Source organism: Citrobacter sp. Cpo103 (assembly GCF_030332605.1).
Classification (GTDB): domain Bacteria; phylum Pseudomonadota; class Gammaproteobacteria; order Enterobacterales; family Enterobacteriaceae; genus Citrobacter; species Citrobacter portucalensis.
In genome coordinates, this window is record NZ_JAOWHO010000035.1 from 280,219 (window position 1) to 298,730 (window position 18,512).

The 18,512-nt window shown below is 51.4% G+C and carries 17 protein-coding genes; 6 read left to right on the plus strand and 11 right to left on the minus strand.

Going from position 1 to position 18,512, the window contains the following annotated elements:
- Positions 1 to 21 precede the first annotated feature (21 nt).
- Complete coding sequence (thiI, locus tag OGX89_RS17915; RefSeq protein WP_003830998.1) at positions 22 to 1,470, plus strand: tRNA uracil 4-sulfurtransferase ThiI; 1,449 nt, start codon at positions 22 to 24, stop codon at positions 1,468 to 1,470.
- Between the two features lie 65 nt (positions 1,471 to 1,535).
- Here the strand turns inward: thiI and OGX89_RS17920 are convergent, their stop codons facing one another.
- Genes OGX89_RS17920 through panE form a run of 3 tightly spaced genes read right to left on the minus strand, consistent with a single transcriptional unit; the run spans position 1,536 to position 4,115 of the window.
- The gene (locus tag OGX89_RS17920; RefSeq protein ID WP_126955924.1) at positions 1,536 to 2,618 is read right to left on the minus strand and encodes a hypothetical protein; all 1,083 of its coding nucleotides are present in this window, start codon (positions 2,616 to 2,618) and stop codon (positions 1,536 to 1,538) included.
- Between the two features lie 32 nt (positions 2,619 to 2,650).
- Positions 2,651 to 3,241, minus strand: a complete 591-nt coding sequence (gene yajL, locus OGX89_RS17925) for a protein deglycase YajL (protein WP_126955923.1) — start codon at positions 3,239 to 3,241, stop codon at positions 2,651 to 2,653.
- Positions 3,204 to 4,115: a 2-dehydropantoate 2-reductase gene (gene panE, locus OGX89_RS17930; RefSeq protein ID WP_003831001.1), complete on the minus strand. Its 912-nt coding sequence runs from the start codon at positions 4,113 to 4,115 to the stop codon at positions 3,204 to 3,206. The genes yajL and panE overlap by 38 nt, the downstream gene beginning before the upstream one ends.
- Before the next feature lie 174 nt (positions 4,116 to 4,289).
- Between panE and OGX89_RS17935 the strand changes: the two genes are divergently transcribed.
- The gene (locus OGX89_RS17935; RefSeq protein WP_003831002.1) at positions 4,290 to 4,781 is read left to right on the plus strand and encodes a YajQ family cyclic di-GMP-binding protein; all 492 of its coding nucleotides are present in this window, start codon (positions 4,290 to 4,292) and stop codon (positions 4,779 to 4,781) included.
- 94 nt (positions 4,782 to 4,875) lie between these two features.
- On the opposite strand, the gene OGX89_RS17940 is transcribed toward OGX89_RS17935, so the two are convergent.
- The 8 genes from OGX89_RS17940 to OGX89_RS17975 form a co-directional block, all read right to left on the minus strand.
- On the minus strand, positions 4,876 to 6,240 hold the full coding sequence (locus tag OGX89_RS17940; RefSeq protein ID WP_126955922.1) for an MFS transporter: 1,365 nt from the start codon (positions 6,238 to 6,240) through the stop codon (positions 4,876 to 4,878).
- Positions 6,241 to 6,461: 221 nt separating this feature from the next.
- Complete coding sequence (cyoE, locus tag OGX89_RS17945; protein WP_003831005.1) at positions 6,462 to 7,352, minus strand: heme o synthase; 891 nt, start codon at positions 7,350 to 7,352, stop codon at positions 6,462 to 6,464.
- A gap of 11 nt (positions 7,353 to 7,363) precedes the next feature.
- Entirely contained in the window at positions 7,364 to 7,693 is a 330-nt protein-coding gene (locus tag OGX89_RS17950) for a cytochrome o ubiquinol oxidase subunit IV (protein ID WP_003831006.1), read from the minus strand.
- Positions 7,693 to 8,307 carry a cytochrome o ubiquinol oxidase subunit III gene (locus OGX89_RS17955; RefSeq protein ID WP_003831007.1) on the minus strand — a complete coding sequence of 205 codons (615 nt, stop codon included), beginning with the start codon at positions 8,305 to 8,307 and terminating at the stop codon, positions 7,693 to 7,695. The genes OGX89_RS17950 and OGX89_RS17955 overlap by 1 nt, the downstream gene beginning before the upstream one ends.
- Complete coding sequence (gene cyoB / locus OGX89_RS17960) at positions 8,297 to 10,288, minus strand: cytochrome o ubiquinol oxidase subunit I (RefSeq protein WP_003831008.1); 1,992 nt, start codon at positions 10,286 to 10,288, stop codon at positions 8,297 to 8,299. Before cyoB ends, OGX89_RS17955 begins: the two co-directional genes overlap by 11 nt.
- A gap of 19 nt (positions 10,289 to 10,307) precedes the next feature.
- Positions 10,308 to 11,255 (minus strand): cytochrome o ubiquinol oxidase subunit II, encoded by a 948-nt coding sequence (gene cyoA, locus OGX89_RS17965; RefSeq protein ID WP_003831009.1) that lies wholly within the window; start codon positions 11,253 to 11,255, stop codon positions 10,308 to 10,310.
- Positions 11,256 to 11,839: 584 nt separating this feature from the next.
- Positions 11,840 to 13,315: a muropeptide MFS transporter AmpG gene (gene ampG, locus OGX89_RS17970; RefSeq protein ID WP_063941308.1), complete on the minus strand. Its 1,476-nt coding sequence runs from the start codon at positions 13,313 to 13,315 to the stop codon at positions 11,840 to 11,842.
- Positions 13,316 to 13,359: 44 nt separating this feature from the next.
- The gene (locus tag OGX89_RS17975; protein ID WP_032941838.1) at positions 13,360 to 13,938 is read right to left on the minus strand and encodes a lipoprotein; all 579 of its coding nucleotides are present in this window, start codon (positions 13,936 to 13,938) and stop codon (positions 13,360 to 13,362) included.
- Positions 13,939 to 14,244: 306 nt separating this feature from the next.
- On the opposite strand from OGX89_RS17975, the gene bolA reads away from it, so the two are divergent.
- The 4 genes from bolA to clpX all read left to right on the plus strand — a co-directional run bounded on the left by bolA (position 14,245) and on the right by clpX (position 18,477).
- On the plus strand, positions 14,245 to 14,562 hold the full coding sequence (gene bolA / locus OGX89_RS17980; RefSeq protein ID WP_003021619.1) for a transcriptional regulator BolA: 318 nt from the start codon (positions 14,245 to 14,247) through the stop codon (positions 14,560 to 14,562).
- A 344-nt stretch (positions 14,563 to 14,906) separates the two neighbouring features.
- Entirely contained in the window at positions 14,907 to 16,205 is a 1,299-nt protein-coding gene (tig, locus tag OGX89_RS17985; protein WP_003021622.1) for a trigger factor, read from the plus strand.
- Positions 16,206 to 16,452: 247 nt separating this feature from the next.
- The gene (gene clpP, locus OGX89_RS17990) at positions 16,453 to 17,076 is read left to right on the plus strand and encodes an ATP-dependent Clp endopeptidase proteolytic subunit ClpP (protein WP_003021624.1); all 624 of its coding nucleotides are present in this window, start codon (positions 16,453 to 16,455) and stop codon (positions 17,074 to 17,076) included.
- A gap of 126 nt (positions 17,077 to 17,202) precedes the next feature.
- Positions 17,203 to 18,477 (plus strand): ATP-dependent protease ATP-binding subunit ClpX, encoded by a 1,275-nt coding sequence (gene clpX, locus OGX89_RS17995; protein WP_003831013.1) that lies wholly within the window; start codon positions 17,203 to 17,205, stop codon positions 18,475 to 18,477.
- The last annotated feature ends 35 nt before the right edge of the window (positions 18,478 to 18,512 follow it).

The following is an 18,512-nucleotide window of genomic DNA, read 5'->3' on the forward strand; positions in this document are numbered from 1 at the left end:
TGCCTAAGAACCATTGCCGCCATGAAGTTTATCATTAAATTGTTCCCAGAAATCACCATCAAAAGCCAATCTGTGCGTTTGCGCTTTATAAAAATTCTGACAGGGAACATTCGTAACGTTTTAAAGCACTATGATGAAGACCTTGCCGTTGTCCGTCACTGGGATCACGTTGAGGTTCGCGCTAAAGATGAAAGCCAGCGCCTGGATATTCGCGACGCGCTGACCCGTATTCCGGGTATCCACCACATTCTCGAAGTAGAAGACGTGCCGTTTACCGATATGCACGATATTTTTGAGAAGGCACTGGTGCAGTATCGCGATCAACTGGAAGGTAAAACCTTCTGTGTACGCGTGAAGCGTCGTGGGAAGCATGAGTTTAGCTCCATTGAGGTGGAACGTTATGTTGGCGGTGGACTGAACCAACATATTGAATCTGCACGCGTGAAGCTGACGAAGCCGGATGTGACCGTTAATCTTGAAATCGAAAACGACCGTCTGCTGCTGGTTAAAGGCCGCTATGAAGGTATTGGTGGTTTCCCGATTGGGACGCAGGAAGACGTACTGTCGCTGATTTCCGGCGGTTTCGACTCCGGTGTGTCCAGCTATATGCTGATGCGTCGCGGCTGCCGTGTGCACTATTGTTTCTTTAACCTTGGCGGCGCAGCGCATGAAATCGGCGTTCGCCAGGTGGCGCATTATCTGTGGAATCGCTTCGGTAGTTCGCATCGCGTGCGTTTTGTTGCTATCAACTTTGAACCGGTGGTCGGTGAGATCCTGGAGAAAGTTGATGACGGCCAGATGGGCGTGGTTCTCAAACGTATGATGGTTCGCGCGGCGTCGAAAGTCGCTGAGCGCTACGGCGTACAGGCGCTGGTAACCGGTGAAGCACTGGGCCAGGTGTCCAGCCAGACGCTGACCAACCTGCGTCTGATCGATAACGTATCCGACACCCTGATCCTGCGCCCGCTTATCTCCCATGATAAAGAGCACATCATCAATCTGGCGCGTGAAATTGGTACCGAGGACTTTGCCCGTACCATGCCGGAATACTGCGGTGTGATTTCAAAAAGCCCGACGGTGAAAGCGATCAAAGCGAAGATTGAGGCCGAAGAAGAAAACTTCGATTTCTCTATCCTCGATAAAGTGGTTGAAGAAGCGAACAATATCGATATTCGCGATATCGCCCAGCAGACGCAGCAGACCGTGGTAGAAGTGGAAACCGTGAGCGGTTTCGGCCCGAATGACGTAATCCTTGATATCCGTTCTGTGGATGAACAGGATGATAAACCGCTGAAGATTGAAGGTGTGGACGTCGTTTCTCTGCCATTCTACAAGCTGAGCACTAAATTCGGCGATCTGGACCAGAGTAAAACCTGGCTGCTGTGGTGTGAACGCGGAGTGATGAGCCGTCTGCAGGCGCTTTATCTGCGCGAGCAGGGCTTTGAGAACGTGAAGGTGTATCGCCCGTAATTGACTAAACACCGTGTTGTAGGCCGGATAAGGCGGTTACGCCGCCATCCGGCAATATAACGATATTATTCAAACCGCACGGGAAGCGTCTTCCCGTTCGACTCCCAGACCCCCTGATAGACACCGTCTTTTAACTCTAGCGTTATCTTCTCTTGCGTTTGTTCAGCCGCAGATGTCTTCAGTTCATAATGTTGATTGTCGGCTGTGTCGCATTTGCCGGTCAATTCAATCGGTGCGCCAAATTTTTGGTAAAAGTAAGCCCCTTCAAAAAAATCACCGTATTTGCAGTCCACCTTCAACACAATACGCATGCTTTTTCCCAGCGTGCCGTACATGACTTTGCCGTCAATGCCGGGCGCTGGCGAAACTGGTGTTGTACTCTTTGCGGTAGTCAGATATTGGCCGTACGGTGTGAGTCGATTTTGCAGTTCCGCGGTTGGGATTTTCGTTGTGAAATCACCCAACTCGTCGAGCGCACGGCTGGCGTGGTTGCTACAGCGTCCGTTCAGGAAAGCCAGATGGTCTTTTTGCAGGGAGAATTTGTCGATGTAGTACAAACCGTCGGTGTAGGTTGCGCACGATGCGTAGAATTCGGCATAGTTAAAATCTTCACCTTTCTCTTCTTTTATTTGTTCTGGTGTTTGCGAATTATGTGCCGTAACAAAGGTATCGATTTGGCCGCGGATATTTTTTCTGATGCGGGTGTTTAATTCGGCGATTGTAGCCCGGGAAAAGAGATCGTTAAGGGTAATTGCCGCACCGCTGGCTAAATCGAAGCTGATCGGCACATTGTACGACTCGCAATACGCCCCGCAACCTTCGATAAACATGTTGAGCGTCAGGATTTTTGCGTCGCGATACTCAACCGTGTAGTCAAGGTTTGCGGTGGGATTCATGGCTGATTTCGCAAACTGATTTACTGTGGCCTGTGGAGTATTGCCCGGTAGCTGATTGATAAAGTTTGCGAAAATATAATCGTTAATGCGTTTTGCAACTTTGGGGTTATCCGTCGAGGAAAACCATGGCACGCGATACTGCATTTCAGTGCTTCCGGGATAGCGATATTCAATACTCTTTATTTCGAGTTGCGTCGCTGTGGCATAACCGGAAAGGAGCAGTAAAGCCACTCCACTCAGATATCCTTTCATTATGATTCCTTATAAGGGAGTGGCTCGAAGATTTACTCGTAGTAGTTATAGATTCCCGCGGCCATCACCAGCTGTGACGCCACCTCGTGAGCTTTTTCGCGACTCACCAGCAGATCAATGATTTTTAAACCGAAATCGATTGAGGTTCCCGGTCCCTGGCTGGTTAACAGATTGACGCGCGGATCCCATACGACGCGCTTGTCCTGCCACTGGTCAGCGGGAATTTGGTCTTTCAGCGCCGGAAAACCGGTCATGTTACCGATGGGGAAAATATCGTGTGGGACGAGTACGGTGGCGGCCGTGGCGCAAATTGCCGCGACAATGCGCCCGGAACGATGAAACTGTTTCACGGTTTCGATAAGCAGCGGGCTGTCGCGAAAACACTCGGCGCCTTTAATACCGCCCGGTAGCACGATAATGTCGAAATCGCCGTCAGCAACTTCGACTAATGGTGCATCCGCCAGCAGCTTTACTCCGCGTGAGCACACAATAGTCAGGCCGCCATCGCTGGCGACGCTGGCGGTTGTGACCTTAATTCCGCCGCGAACCAGCAGATCGATAGTGGTGACCGCTTCGGTCTCTTCACTACCAGGGGCGAGACATACCAGTGCTTGAGCGCTCATACTCACTTTCCTTTCTCTTAACCATTTCAAACAGGTGGGCATTTTCCGGAACGGCGATGCCGTGCGCGCGGGCGCGTTTTAACAAATAACCGGTAATGTAGTCGATCTCAGTATGGCGCAGGGCACGTATGTCTTGCAGCATCGATGAGATATTTTCCGCCGTACTGTCAATCACTTGCTCGACATAATAGCGTAAATCATCCACAGATGTGTGGTGGCCTTCGCGTTCAATGACCGCGGCCACTTCCTCGCAGATGAGTGCTATTTTTTCAGGATGATGGCGTAACTCGCCGTTTGGGCAATCCCATAATGCGGTCAGCGGGTTAATGACACAGTTGACGGCCAGTTTGCGCCACAGCTCGGCGCGAATAGTGTCGTGCCAGGCGACGTCCGGTAGCACCTCTTGCAGGACTTCAGCCAGATAACTGAAATCACCGTCTTGTTCACGCGCCGGACCAATGCGCGTTGTTCCCTGAGCGACATGAATGATGACGTTGCCGTCACGGCGTGCCGCGTGGGTGGTGGTGCCCATCAGCAGAGGTTGCTTAATGCTATGCAGCTCTTCAATCGTCCCCATACCGTTGTGAATCAGCAGAATCGGGGTGGTTTCAGGCAGAATTGCGGCCAGGCCTTTTACCGCATCAGAAACCTGCCAGGCTTTAAGGGTGACCAGCAGCAGGTCGCTTTTTGCCAAAAAGTCGGGGTCGTTTGCCGTCAGGGATTCATTAAAAACTGACCCATCCGTGTCGATCAGGTTTACGCTGCAATAGGGTTGCGGTACGCGTAGCCACCCTTGCACCTCATGTCCATGTTTGCATAGCGTGGTAAGCCAAAGCTGTCCTAGCGCTCCACATCCCAGTACGGTAATTTTCATTCTTCCTCCTCACCTGCAACAGCACCAGGTGTTAATCCATATCGGCCGTACCCCATTATTGTTCGCAGGTATCAGTACCACGTACAATTAAAGGATACAGCCTAGTATAGCGCTGTCTGTTGGGTAACTTTGCAGGTATTATGCTTCGCATCAAAAATGAAGGGAGAGGAAAAGATGCCATCTTTCGATATTGTCTCTGAAGTTGATCTTCAGGAAGCCCGTAACGCGGTAGATAACGCCAGCCGCGAAGTGGAGTCACGCTTTGATTTTCGTGGCGTTGAAGCGACTTTTGAGCTGAATGAGTCAAATAAGACGATTAAGGTGCTGAGCGAGTCTGATTTTCAGGTCAATCAGTTGCTGGATATTCTGCGTGCCAAGCTGCTCAAACGCGGTATTGAAGGCACGTCGCTGGACGTACCAGAAACCTTCGTGCACAGCGGTAAAACCTGGTTTGTTGAAGCTAAGCTGAAACAAGGCATTGAAAGCGCAGTGCAAAAGAAGATCGTTAAGCTGATCAAAGACAGCAAACTGAAGGTGCAGGCGCAGATTCAGGGCGAAGAAATCCGTGTAACCGGCAAGGCGCGTGACGACCTGCAATCCGTCATGGCACTGGTTCGCGGCGGCGATCTCGGTCAACCGTTCCAGTTCAAGAACTTCCGCGATTAAGTCGTAATGCCTGATGGTGCGACGCTTATCAGGCCTACAGGTAGCACACGCTATTGGTAGGCCGGATAAGACGATAGCCGCCATCAGGCAATCATCACGCCTGACTGATGGCCTGCTCAACCTCAAATCGATTGGTGACTTTGCTGTCGATTTTCACGTAGGCCGAATGCTCTTTCGCCACAATTAACACTTCGCTTATTCCTTCTTTTGCCAGCAGACGCTTCTTCAACGTGTCATCCGCGGCAATTTCAGGTGGGATTTCTACACGCAGGCTGCTGACGTACGGCGGCTCTTTCATTGTACTTGCCACCAATAACCAAACTGCTGCCAGAAGCGCGCCAGCCAGGAATACGGCCTGACCATCAAACATTTCGACCACCCAACCGCCGAGCGAACCGCCAATCGCCACGCCAAGAAACTGGCTGGTGGAGTAAACGCCCATCGCCGTGCCTTTATAGCCAGCCGGAGACTCTTTACTGATAAGTGAGGGGAGGAGGGCTTCCATCAGGTTGAAGGCGAGGAAGAATATCTGCACGCCCGCAATCAGCCCCCAGAAACGAATGTTAGCGCTCCACAATACAATCTCTGCAATAAGTATCAGTAACACGCAGGCGAGGAACACACGTTTCATCTTGCGCTTCACTTCGGCGTAAATGATGAACGGCACTACGGAAACAAAGGACAGCAGCATCGTCACCAGATAAATTTTCCAGTGCTCTGCGGCGGGGAAGCCCGCTTTCGCCAGTTGGCCTGGTAAGGCGACGAATGTGGACATCAGCAAAATGTGCAGGCACATGATGCCAAAATTGAGCTTCAGCAGTTTTGGCTCCGCCAGCACTTTGCTGAAGCTGCCTTTTACCATGCCCGACTCGCGGTTCAACACGTGGGTAGTGCTATTGGGAACGACCCAAATGGTTAGCACAATACCCGTGGTAGCAAGAGCTGCAATCATCCAGAACAGCGCGTGTAGCCCCAGCGCATGGGTAACTATTGGTCCCAGCACCATCGCAATGGCGAAGGTGATACCGAAGCTGACGCCGATAAACGCCATCGCTTTGGTACGGTTTTGCTCACGGGTTAAGTCGGAAAGTAGCGCCATTACGGCAGCAGCAATCGCGCCAGAGCCTTGCAAAGCCCGGCCAAGAATAATTCCCCAGATTGAATCGGAGAGAGCAGCAATTATGCTGCCGAGAACGAAAACCGCCAACCCGCCGACGATAAGTGGCTTACGACCGATGCGGTCAGAGAGCAGGCCAAAGGGGATTTGGAAAACGGCTTGCGCCAGACCATATATGCCGATGGCAAGGCCTATCAGCGCTTCGCTGGCACCCTGTAGCGCCATACCGTATGTGGTCAGAACCGGCAGGACCATAAACATGCCAAGCATGCGCAACGAGAATACGGTCCCTAAACCCCAGGTGGCGCGCAACTCACCGGGCGTCATTTTGTAATCGTTCATTCCCACCTCTGTATTAATTTCGCGCCTAGTGTAAAGCGCTAAGCAGGCTGGGTAAATATGCGCTTTATTAACAAATGTTGGGGTTGTGAGGGGCGTTGGCTGGAGACGAAAATGCCGGATAGAGATCTGAACGTAACTTATCCGGCCTACAGGCTATGTGCTTTTTTGTAGGCCGGATAAGGCGTCAGCCGCCATCCGGCATAGAAGGTGTGACGATTAACTTACCAGACGTAAGTCAGCAGGTTCTGCGAGTTTGGCACCATAAAGTCGACGGACATCATCACGGAAAGCGCGGTAATGGCGATGATGGAGAAACCGAACAGCTTGCGCGCCCAGACTCTGTCATCTTCCACTTTATAACCGCGCAGCGCCATGCCCAACCACCAGACGCTCACCGCCGCTGCAACAATCAGGTATTTATAACCTGCATAGCCGCCCAGGGTTAGCATCAGCGTGGCGATAGCAAACGCCACGATGTACAGCGTGATATGGTTCTTCGCGACCGAAATACCTTTCACCACCGGCAGTACCGGGATGTTGGCAGCCTGATAATCCTTGAAGCGGAAAATCGCAATCGCGTACGAGTGCGGCATCTGCCACAGGCTGAAAATAGCCAGCAGAATCAACGCACCGCTATCGAACTCACCGGTTACGGCACAGTAGCCAATCACCGGCGGCGCAGCGCCGGAGAGTGAGCCAATCAGCGTGCCGTAAACGGAATGGCGCTTCATGTACAGGCTATAAACGCCCACATAGACCACGAAGCCCATTACCCCCAGCCAGCAGGCCAGAGGGTTCGCGCCAAACCACAGCAGCATAAAGCCAGCAATACCCAGCAGGGTGGCGTATACCAGCGAGACCGCAGGGGAAATCAGACCTTTAACCAACACGCGGTTTTTGGTCCTCTCCATCTTCCTGTCGATATCCCTGTCGATGTAGTTGTTAAATACACAACCCGACGCCACAACCAGTGACACCCCAACCAGCGTGTAGATAAACAGGGGATAATCAATGCTGCCTTTCGAGGCCAGCAGGAATCCCCCAATCACCGAGATCAGGTTGCCAAAGATGATGCCTGGTTTCGTTACTTGCAGGTATTGCTTAAACATCATAATCGCCGCTCTTAGTGCATCATCATGTTGTAGTTAAGGTTCCACATAATCCAGATGGAGCCCACAACCAGGATGGCGATGATTAGCACAGTAAAGACAAAGGCCGTCATGTTCCAACCTTCATCAGATTTGCTATTCATGTGCAGGAAGCACACCAGGTGCACCAGAATCTGTACCACTGCCATTGCCAGAATAGTTCCCAGAATGACGGCCGGTGAGGCAGAACCTGTCATCACCATCCAGAACGGAATGACCGTCAGGATGATCGACAGGATAAAACCTGTCATGTAGGTTTTTACGCTGCCATGGGATGCGCCGCCGCTCTCGTTAGAATGACTCATTACATCGCCCCCATCAGATAAACAACAGTGAACACACAGATCCACACCACATCCAGGAAGTGCCAGAACAGGCTCAGGCACATGATGCGGGTACGGTTAGTACTGGTCAGGCCGCGACGAGCAACTTGCACCATCAGCACTGCCATCCAGATAAGACCGGAGGTGACGTGCAGACCGTGCGTGCCGACCAGCGCGAAGAACGCAGACAGGAAGCCACTGCGATCCGGGCCCATACCGTTAACAATCAGGTGATGGAATTCATAGAGTTCCATCCCGATGAATCCGGCACCGAACAAGAAGGTCAACGCCAGCCAGGAGATAACCTGGCTCTTGTTGTTCTTGTACATGGCAATCGCTGCCATGCCGTAAGTAATGGAGCTGAATAACAGCAGGAATGTTTCAACCAGAACGAACGGCAGTTCAAAAATGTCCTTACCTGTCGGGCCACCTGCGGTGCCGTTCACCAGAACGGCATAGGTTGCAAACAGAATAGAGAACAGAATGCAGTCGCTCATCAGGTAGACCCAGAATCCGAAGATCTTGGTCTGGCCTGCATCGTGGTGCCCGTGTTCGTGCGCGTGGGCAGTCGCGTGCGTTAAAGTATCAGTTGCCATTTTTCAGCCCTGCCTTAGTAATCTCATCGAAATGCTGGTTTTCCAGTTTTTCGACTTCCGGGACCGGCACGTAGTAATCCACGTCTTCATCAAAGCTTTTCACAATCCAGCTGATGATCATGCCTGCGAAGCTTGCAATCGCCAGCCACCAGATATGCCAGATCATGGCGAAACCAAACAGTGTTGCGAAGGCGGTAATGACGATACCGGCACCGCTGTTCTTCGGCATATGAATTTCTTCATAGTGCGCAGGCTGCTTGTACGCTTCACCTTTTTCTTTCATTTCCCAGAAGGCATCACGCTCGTGAACGTGCGGCACAACGGCAAAGTTATAGAACGGAGGCGGGGAAGAGGTTGCCCACTCCAGCGTACGACCACCCCATGGGTCACCGGTCAGGTCACGGTTCTGCTCGCGGTCGCGAATAGAAACGAAGATCTGAATCAGCTGGCACAGGATACCCAGTGCAATCAGCGCGGCGCCGCAGGCGGCAACGACCAGCATCGGATGGAACTGTGGATCAATCTGCTGGCTGAGGCGACGGGTCATACCCATGAAGCCCAGCACGTACAGTGGCATAAATGCTACGAAGAAGCCGATGATCCAGAACCAGAATGCGCGTTTACCCCAGGTTTCGTTCAGCGTGAAGCCAAACGCTTTTGGCCACCAGTAGGTCATACCAGCGAAGCATCCAAATACGACACCGCCGATGATAACGTTATGGAAGTGCGCGATCAGGAACAGACTGTTGTGCAGAACGAAGTCCGCACCCGGCACCGCCAGCAGTACACCGGTCATGCCGCCGACTGAGAAGGTGACGATAAAGCCAATCGTCCAAAGCATTGCTGAGTGGAATACGATACGGCCCTGATACATGGTGAACAGCCAGTTGAAGATCTTCACCCCGGTCGGGATGGCGATAATCATGGTGGTGATACCGAAGAAGGCGTTTACGTTAGCGCCTGCACCCATGGTGAAGAAGTGGTGCAGCCAAACAACGAACGACAGAACGGTGATACACACGGTTGCCCACACCAGCGAGGTGTAACCAAACAGACGTTTACGCGAGAAGGTTGCCGCGATTTCGGAGAACACACCGAAGACTGGCAGAACCAGAATGTACACTTCCGGATGGCCCCAGGCCCAAATCAGGTTGATGTACATCATCATGTTGCCGCCCATATCGTTGGTAAAGAAATGGGTGCCCAGATAGCGATCCAGGGTTAGCAACGCGACGGTAACCGTCAGGATTGGGAAAGAGGCGATAATCAGGATGTTCGCGCACAGAGATGCCCAGCTAAACACCGGCATCTTGAACATGGTCATTCCTGGTGCACGCATCTTAATGATGGTCACAAAGAAGTTGATACCGGTCAGGGTTGTACCAATACCGGACAACTGGACTGCCCATATCCAATAGTCGACCCCGACGCTTGGACTGTACTCTATTCCCGAAAGTGGCGGATACGCCAGCCAACCGGTCTGCGCGAATTCACCCACGCCCAGAGAAAGGTTAACCAGGATTACGCCGACAACGGTGAACCAGAAGCTCAGGTTGTTCAGGAACGGGAATGCAACGTCACGTGCGCCGATCTGCAGCGGAACCACCAGGTTCATCAGACCGATAACAAATGGCATTGCCACGAAAAAGATCATAATCACGCCGTGAGCCGTGAAGATCTGGTCGTAGTGGTGAGGAGGCAGGAAGCCCGCTTCACCTGCAGAAGCCAGCGCTTGCTGACTACGCATCATGATGGCGTCGGCAAAGCCACGAATCAACATGACGATTGCGACGATGACATACATGATGCCAAGGCGTTTGTGGTCAACCGAGGTTAGCCACTCTTTCCACAGGTAGGTCCACTTACCGAAGTAAGTGATAAGGCCCAGTAAGGCCGCACCACCGATGATAATGGCAGCAATCGTAACCATGACAATAGGTTCATGGAACGGAACTGCATCCAGCGTCAATTTTCCGAACATCGTATTCTTCCTCGGCCCCTTAGTGAGCGGATTCCGCGTGGCTCATGTCCATGCCTTCCATTCCTTCGTGTGCGCTGTGCTCACCTTCGGGTTGGGACATGTCCATGCTCTTACCGTGAGCCATAAATTTGTTAATAACGTCTTTAAACAAATCCGGTTTCACGTTGGAGAAGTATTCCACCTGGTTGTATTCGCTTGGCGCAGCCACTTTCTCGAACGCTGCCATGTCGCTCATGGTGTTCGTGGACTGTTTAGCTTTAGCAACCCATTGGTCGAATTCGGCGCGGTCCTTTGTTGCGATAGCCTTGAACTTCATACCGGAGAAGCCTGGTCCGCTATAACTTGCGGAGATACCATCATAAGTACCGACTTCGTTGGCGATCAGATGCAGTCGAGTCTGCATACCGGCCATGGCATAAATCTGGCTACCCAGACGCGGGATAAAGAAGGAGTTCATCACGGAGTTGGAAGTCACTTTGAATTCAACCGGAGTATTCGCCGGGAAGGCGATTTCATTCACGGTAGCGATACCCTGTTCCGGATAGATGAAGAACCATTTCCAGTCCATGGAAACCACTTCGATGGTAATGGGCTTCTCGTCATGCGCCAGCGGTTTGCTTGGCTCAAGAGCGTGAGTGGTTTTCCAGGTCAGGACGGCAAGGAAAATGATGATTAAGATCGGCACCGTCCAGACCACAGCTTCCACTTTATTGGAGTGTGACCAGTTCGGGCTGTACTTCGCATCTTTATTGCTTGCACGATACTTCCAGGCAAAACCAACAGCCATCAAGATGGCGGGAATAACGACAATCAACATCAGGCCAAATGCCGTCAGTATCAATGACCGTTGTTCCAGTCCAATCTGTCCTTTAGGGTCAAGCAGCGCAGAATTACAGCCACTGAGTAATGCAGTGCCTGCAATTAATGACAACCATCCCAAACTTTTATTGTATTTCCTGAGTCTCATTTAACGACCTCAATTCCACGGGACCGGGTGGCGTTTAAAGTGTGAGGGCATTTTACGGGAAGGTTACATTACTGTAAACATCTCTAGATCTGTGTTACTGGGTTCTGCCGTGCATGTCACATATGTTGCAATATATGTCGCTTTGGCTTTAAGAACCTGTTGCAACATCACGTTATAACGAAAGCGGGCAGGTGGGTGGCATACTGAGGGCAATTGGTATAACCAATACGAAAATAAAACAATTGTTTAACAATTGATTATCAATAAAGGGACAATTGAGGAACAAAAAATAAATCTTTCGAGGCTGAATCGAGTAAGGAAAATAGTATATATAAAAGGCGTCAATAATTTCCAAATTTTTTGGCGCACAAAATAACAAATATTATTTTTAGCAGTTGTTGCTTATTTCGCCGTTATAATTACGCAGGGTGATTACAACGACCAAATATGCTCGTCATACTTCAAGCTACGGGTGTGTTGGCTTTCCTCGCTCACCCCAGTCACTTACTTATGTAAGCTCCTGGGGATTTGCTGCGTCGCCGCCTTCCCGTAACTCGAATTATTTAGAGCATAAATACGCAACATCACGCCAGGCGGGTTTTACGCAGTGCCAGATAATCCAGCAATCCACCAAAAACGACCCCGCAGACTGCGACCACCACCGAGACTTCAAGCAGTTCTGGCAGGAAGGAGAAGTTGGTGTAATCCAGCGCGTTCATGGTTAACAGCAGCAGCCAAACCAGCAGCAGGCAGCAGCCCGCAACCAGCGTCATTAATGCCAGACTGTACGCCCCACGAAATTCCGTGCGTGGAATAAAGCTTTCATTTTGCCAGCTATGTTCCAGAGTCTGGCGGCATACCAGCAGCAGTATCAGACCAGGAATCGCGGCAAACACCGAGAACAGATAAAACGTCGGCCAGCCGTGTGCTTCGACAAACCAACCCGCTACCGGGCCAACGTAAACGCGGCCAACGGCAGAAAGCGCGGAGAGGAGGGCGAACTGGGTCGCTGAGAAGGACTTATTGCACAGCGTCATTAATAAGGCGACAAATGCTGCCGTGCCCATTCCACCGCACAGGTTTTCAAAGAAGACGGCGGCCGCCATGCTAAACATGTGTTTGTCCGTGATGGACAGTAGCCAGTAGCCCGCATTCGACGCCCCTTGCAGGATGCCGAAAATAAGCAATGCGCGGAACAGCGAAAGGCGCTGCATCAGGATCCCACCGTACAGCGCGCCAACAATGGTGGCCAGTAGCCCCAGTGTCTTATTCACCACGCCAACTTCACCCGCATCAAACCCAACGCCGCGGATTAAAAAGGTGGTGGTCAGGCTCATGGCGAAGGCATCCCCGAGCTTATACAGCACAATAAGCAGCAGGATCAGCCAGGCGTTATTACGACCAAAGAAGTCTCGCAGTGGAGCCGCAACCGCCTGTTCCAGCGTTTTAGGCACCGGAATGGTGTCAGTCGGTTCGGGTGCTAACAGGGTGGCGATGATACAAGGAATCAACAGCGCAGCCATCAGCCAGTACATCCCTTGCCAGCCCAGCCAGCGATCGGCCATCCACAGGGCCAGTCCGCCTGAAACCAGCATCCCTAATCGATAGCCCAGCACGCTGATCGCCGCGCCGGTGCCGCGGTCTTCAGCGGGCAATACGTCGGTTTTCCAGGCATCAAAGACAATATCCTGCGATGCAGAGCAAAATGCGATCACTACTGCGAGTGCGGCCATCCAGCGTAACTGTGTGCCAGGCTCCAGAAAGCCCATCGCGGCGATAGAAATTAACAACAGCACCTGGGTCGCCAGCAGCCAGCCGCGACGTCGACCTAAAAACGGTGGCGTGTAACGGTCCATCAACGGGGACCAGAGAAACTTAAAAACGTAGGCCTGACCGACCAGGGAAAAGAAACCGATGGTTTTAAGATCGATATTCTCGACTGTCATCCACGCCTGGAGCGTACCGGAGGTGAGCGCGAGCGGTAAACCGGAGGCGAACCCCAGAATGAGCAGAATAGCTGAGCGTGGCTGCTGAAAAATACGTAAGTAATGACTGGACATGGGCTTCTATAGGCCCGACGAACGCCGGGCCATATGGGCAGAAATTAACGAGCGTTCTGCTTGATGAAATCGTGAACGCTGGTGTCCTGAGACATATCAGCGATGGTGTCGGTCAGTACGCTGTTAACGGCGTTAGCGATATTTTTGTTAGAGGCCTGCAGAGCACCTTCAACAGAATAGCTTGCACGGTAGTTTTTGGTCATCTTGTTGCCGTTGGCGGCGGTCGCGATGATGGCGATGTCTGCTTTGGTAGCGATGTTATAGCGCACGCTACCCTGAGACACGTCAGCATACAGCTGGTTAACAATGATTTGCAGGTTGACTGCACCGTTTGGTCCAATCATATAACCACGCGCGGTCATCTGTTTTTCCAGCACTTCTTGCAGCAGGAAACGCAGATCGCGGGATGCGGTCAGGGTAACCAGTTGGTTGTCACGGGTGACTTTTGCCAGCGCTTGATCCTGGCGCTGGTCGGCACCATTGATGCTAACGGTCACACCCATCAGGCTCGGGTCCTGCTGCGGCAGGGTAATTTTCGGGGAGACTTCAATAGTGGTCGGCGGCGTTGCGCATCCAGCTAACATAAACAGTGCGACAAACGGGACGAGGATTTTTTTAAACATGCCAGGGCTCTCAGCGAATCTAAATTGTATGGTTAGAGAAAATTCCCGCCATCATAACATCGCCAACGATGAGGGGAAGTGGGTAACGCATGTAAATTCATTGTGTTGTCCGTTTTATGACTTTGTAGAGACTATAAACGGACTTTTTGCAATAAATTGGAGTGAGGAATCAGTGAACTTCATCCGTTTGAATGAGAAAATCAGACAAGCGCTAATTTTTTGTTGCTAAGGTGTAATGAAAACGGTAAAAGCGGCTAGTATTTAAAGGGATGGGTGACATCTCAGCGTTGTCGGAGGAAAAATTTCATGATGATTCGTGAGCAAATAGAAGAAAAATTAAGGGCAGCGTTCGAACCCGTGTTCCTCGAAGTTGTGGATGAAAGCTATCGTCACAATGTCCCGGCTGGTTCTGAAAGCCACTTTAAGGTTGTACTGGTTAGCGATCGCTTTACAGGTGAACGTTTTCTTAATCGTCATCGGATGATTTACAGCACATTAACGGCGGAACTTTCCACAACCGTTCATGCGCTTGCCCTGCATACCTACACTATTAAGGAGTGGGAAGCGTTGCAGGATACGATTTTTGCATCGCCTCCGTGTCGTGGCGCGGGAAGCATCGCGTAAAAACGGATTTGCAACAACCGACGCTTTTCCAGTATGTTGCTACAGATTATGTGAAAACGGCCTGCGGGCCGTTTTGTTTTGTCTGAATTCTGGGGCAGTCGTACAGTATTCAGACAAAAATTAGCCGGGAATTGTGAAAAAAGCCGCAGCAACGCGCGATAACCGTTCTCGACTCATAAAAGTGATGCCGCTATAATGCGCGTCTTATTTTTCGGAATGTCTTCGGGATGATTCTGACGACAGGGAATGTGATTGCTTATGAGAACATTCCAGTTCCGCGAAGCCAACAACCTGTGCTTGCGGAGAAGAGTTGACCGAGCACTGTGATTTTTTGAGGTAACAAGATGCAAGTTTCAGTTGAAACCACTCAAGGCCTTGGCCGCCGTGTAACGATTACTATCGCTGCTGACAGCATCGAGACCGCTGTGAAAAGCGAGCTGGTCAACGTAGCGAAGAAAGTGCGTATTGACGGTTTCCGCAAAGGAAAAGTACCGATGAATGTTGTTGCTCAGCGTTATGGCGCGTCTGTTCGCCAGGACGTTCTGGGTGACCTGATGAGCCGCAACTTCGTTGACGCGATCATCAAAGAAAAAATCAATCCGGCTGGCGCACCGAACTACGTTCCGGGCGAATACAAACTGGGTGAAGATTTTACTTACGCGGTAGAGTTCGAAGTTTACCCGGAAGTTGAGCTGACTGGCCTGGAAGCAATCGAAGTTGAAAAACCGGTTGTTGAAGTAACCGACGCTGACGTTGACGTAATGCTGGACACCCTGCGCAAGCAGCAGGCTACCTGGAAAGACAAAGACGGCGCTGCTGATGCAGAAGACCGTGTAACCATCGACTTCACCGGTTCTGTAGACGGCGAAGAGTTCGAAGGCGGCAAAGCGTCTGACTTCGTACTGGCGATGGGCCAGGGTCGTATGATCCCGGGCTTTGAAGAAGGCGTTAAAGGCCACAAAGCTGGCGAAGAGTTCACTATCGACGTGACCTTCCCGGAAGAGTACCACGCTGAAAACCTGAAAGGTAAAGCTGCGAAGTTCGTTATCAACCTGAAGAAAGTTGAAGAACGCGAACTGCCGGAACTGACTGAAGAATTCATCAAACGTTTCGGCGTTGAAGATGGTTCCGTAGCAGGTCTGCGCGCTGAAGTCCGTAAAAACATGGAACGCGAGCTGAAAGGCGCTGTGCGTAACCGCGTTAAGTCTCAGGCGATCGAAGGTCTGGTAAAAGCTAACGACATCGACGTTCCGGCTGCACTGATCGACAGCGAAATCGACGTTCTGCGTCGTCAGGCTGCACAGCGTTTCGGTGGCAACGAGAAACAAGCTCTGGAACTGCCGCGTGAACTGTTCGAAGAACAGGCTAAGCGTCGCGTAGTTGTTGGTCTGCTGCTGGGCGAAGTGATTCGTACCAACGAACTGAAAGCTGACGAAGATCGCGTTAAAGGCCTGATCGAAGAGATGGCTTCTGCTTACGAAGATCCGAAAGAAGTTGTTGAGTTCTACAGCAAAAACAAAGAGCTGATGGACAACATGCGTAACGTCGCTCTGGAAGAGCAGGCTGTTGAAGCCGTTCTGGCGAAAGCGAAAGTGACTGAAAAAGCCACTTCCTTCAACGAACTGATGAACCAGCAGGCGTAATTCGTCGCTTTTTTAGCTCGAATTTCGTACGCAAGCCCGTCACCTTTTGGTGGCGGGTTTTTTTTTGTCACGCATTTTGCATGGGAAGAGTGCGAAAACAGCGTTTCAGTGTTAGCGTTACAACAAAAGATTGTTATGCTTGAATTATGGCGATGTCGTACCCATTACTGAGGGACTAGCTGATAATCCGTCCATAAGGTTACAATCAGCACAGCAGGTTTTTTCAAATTTTATCCAGGAGACGGAAATGTCATACAGCGGCGAACGAGATAACTTTGCACCCCATATGGCGCTGGTGCCGATGGTCATTGAACAGACCTCACGTGGTGAGCGCTCTTTTGATATCTATTCTCGTCTACTTAAGGAACGCGTCATTTTTCTGACCGGCCAGGTCGAAGACCATATGGCTAACCTGATCGTGGCGCAGATGCTGTTCCTGGAAGCAGAAAACCCAGAAAAAGATATCTACCTGTACATCAACTCCCCTGGTGGAGTGATCACTGCCGGGATGTCTATCTATGACACCATGCAGTTTATTAAGCCGGACGTCAGCACCATTTGTATGGGCCAGGCGGCCTCAATGGGTGCGTTCCTGCTGACCGCCGGGGCGAAAGGCAAACGTTTTTGCCTGCCTAACTCTCGCGTCATGATCCACCAGCCTCTGGGCGGTTACCAGGGCCAGGCAACGGATATTGAAATTCATGCCCGTGAAATCCTGAAGGTAAAAGGGCGCATGAACGAACTTATGGCGCATCATACGGGTCAATCTCTTGAGCAGATTGAACGTGATACCGAGCGCGATCGCTTCCTCTCCGCTTCTGAAGCGGTAGAGTACGGTCTGGTCGACTCGATTTTGACCCATCGTAATTAATGCCCAGTGCGCAGGTGTGCCGCTATAATTACCTGGAGCGGCACAACGCTGACTAGCGTCTTGCGCCTGAGAATGGCATTTGCGTCGTCGTGTGCGGCACAAAGAACAAAGAAGAGGTTTTGACCCATGACAGATAAACGCAAAGATGGCTCGGGCAAATTGTTGTACTGCTCTTTTTGCGGCAAAAGCCAGCATGAAGTGCGTAAGCTGATTGCCGGTCCATCCGTGTATATCTGCGACGAATGTGTTGATTTATGTAACGACATCATTCGCGAAGAGATTAAGGAAGTAGCACCGCACCGTGAACGCAGTGCGCTGCCGACGCCACATGAAATTCGCAACCACCTGGACGATTACGTTATCGGTCAGGAGCAGGCGAAGAAAGTGCTGGCGGTCGCGGTATACAACCATTACAAACGTCTGCGCAACGGCGACACCAGCAATGGCGTCGAGTTGGGCAAAAGTAACATCCTGCTGATTGGCCCGACGGGTTCCGGTAAAACGCTGCTGGCTGAAACGCTGGCGCGCCTGCTGGACGTTCCGTTCACCATGGCTGATGCCACCACGCTGACCGAAGCCGGTTATGTGGGTGAAGATGTTGAAAATATTATTCAGAAGCTGTTGCAGAAGTGCGATTACGACGTGCAGAAAGCACAGCGTGGGATCGTCTATATCGATGAGATCGACAAGATTTCACGTAAGTCTGATAACCCATCTATTACCCGTGACGTTTCCGGCGAAGGCGTACAGCAGGCGCTGTTGAAACTGATCGAAGGGACGGTTGCTGCCGTTCCGCCGCAGGGTGGTCGTAAACATCCTCAACAGGAATTCCTACAGGTTGATACCTCCAAGATCCTGTTTATCTGCGGTGGTGCCTTTGCCGGCCTGGATAAAGTGATTGCTAACCGTGTTGAAACCGGCTCCGGCATTGGTTTTGGCGCAACGGTAAAAGCGCAGTCTGATAAAGCCAGCGAAGGTGAACTGCTGTCGCAGGTCGAACCGGAAGATCTGATCAAATTTGGTCTGATCCCTGAGTTCATCGGTCGTCTGCCGGTTGTGGCAACGCTGAGCGAGCTGAGCGAAGAAGCGTTGATCCAGATCCTCAAAGAGCCGAAAAACGCCCTGACCAAGCAGTACCAGGCGCTGTTCAATCTTGAAGGTGTCGATCTGGAATTCCGTGAGGAAGCGCTGGATGCGATCGCTAAGAAAGCGATGGCGCGTAAAACCGGTGCTCGTGGTCTGCGTTCTATCGTCGAAGCCGCGCTGCTCGACACCATGTACGATCTGCCTTCTATGGAAGACGTCGAAAAAGTGGTGATCGATGAGTCGGTGATTGGCGGTCAGAGCAAGCCATTGCTGATTTACGGTAAGCCGGAAGCGCAGCAGGCATCTGGCGAATAATTCATCAATTCATACAGACATTTAATTAAAAAGGG

What these genes read in the sequence shown, in the direction of transcription:
- thiI (WP_003830998.1), top strand. Translation starts at nt 22, where the DNA reads ATGAAGTTTATCATTAAATTGTTCCCAGAAATCACCATCAAAAGCCAA.
- OGX89_RS17920 (WP_126955924.1), bottom strand. Translation starts at nt 2,618, where the DNA reads ATGAAAGGATATCTGAGTGGAGTGGCTTTACTGCTCCTTTCCGGTTAT.
- yajL (WP_126955923.1), bottom strand. Translation starts at nt 3,241, where the DNA reads ATGAGCGCTCAAGCACTGGTATGTCTCGCCCCTGGTAGTGAAGAGACC.
- panE (WP_003831001.1), bottom strand. Translation starts at nt 4,115, where the DNA reads ATGAAAATTACCGTACTGGGATGTGGAGCGCTAGGACAGCTTTGGCTT.
- OGX89_RS17935 (WP_003831002.1), top strand. Translation starts at nt 4,290, where the DNA reads ATGCCATCTTTCGATATTGTCTCTGAAGTTGATCTTCAGGAAGCCCGT.
- OGX89_RS17940 (WP_126955922.1), bottom strand. Translation starts at nt 6,240, where the DNA reads ATGAACGATTACAAAATGACGCCCGGTGAGTTGCGCGCCACCTGGGGT.
- cyoE (WP_003831005.1), bottom strand. Translation starts at nt 7,352, where the DNA reads ATGATGTTTAAGCAATACCTGCAAGTAACGAAACCAGGCATCATCTTT.
- OGX89_RS17950 (WP_003831006.1), bottom strand. Translation starts at nt 7,693, where the DNA reads ATGAGTCATTCTAACGAGAGCGGCGGCGCATCCCATGGCAGCGTAAAA.
- OGX89_RS17955 (WP_003831007.1), bottom strand. Translation starts at nt 8,307, where the DNA reads ATGGCAACTGATACTTTAACGCACGCGACTGCCCACGCGCACGAACAC.
- cyoB (WP_003831008.1), bottom strand. Translation starts at nt 10,288, where the DNA reads ATGTTCGGAAAATTGACGCTGGATGCAGTTCCGTTCCATGAACCTATT.
- cyoA (WP_003831009.1), bottom strand. Translation starts at nt 11,255, where the DNA reads ATGAGACTCAGGAAATACAATAAAAGTTTGGGATGGTTGTCATTAATT.
- ampG (WP_063941308.1), bottom strand. Translation starts at nt 13,315, where the DNA reads ATGTCCAGTCATTACTTACGTATTTTTCAGCAGCCACGCTCAGCTATT.
- OGX89_RS17975 (WP_032941838.1), bottom strand. Translation starts at nt 13,938, where the DNA reads ATGTTTAAAAAAATCCTCGTCCCGTTTGTCGCACTGTTTATGTTAGCT.
- bolA (WP_003021619.1), top strand. Translation starts at nt 14,245, where the DNA reads ATGATGATTCGTGAGCAAATAGAAGAAAAATTAAGGGCAGCGTTCGAA.
- tig (WP_003021622.1), top strand. Translation starts at nt 14,907, where the DNA reads ATGCAAGTTTCAGTTGAAACCACTCAAGGCCTTGGCCGCCGTGTAACG.
- clpP (WP_003021624.1), top strand. Translation starts at nt 16,453, where the DNA reads ATGTCATACAGCGGCGAACGAGATAACTTTGCACCCCATATGGCGCTG.
- clpX (WP_003831013.1), top strand. Translation starts at nt 17,203, where the DNA reads ATGACAGATAAACGCAAAGATGGCTCGGGCAAATTGTTGTACTGCTCT.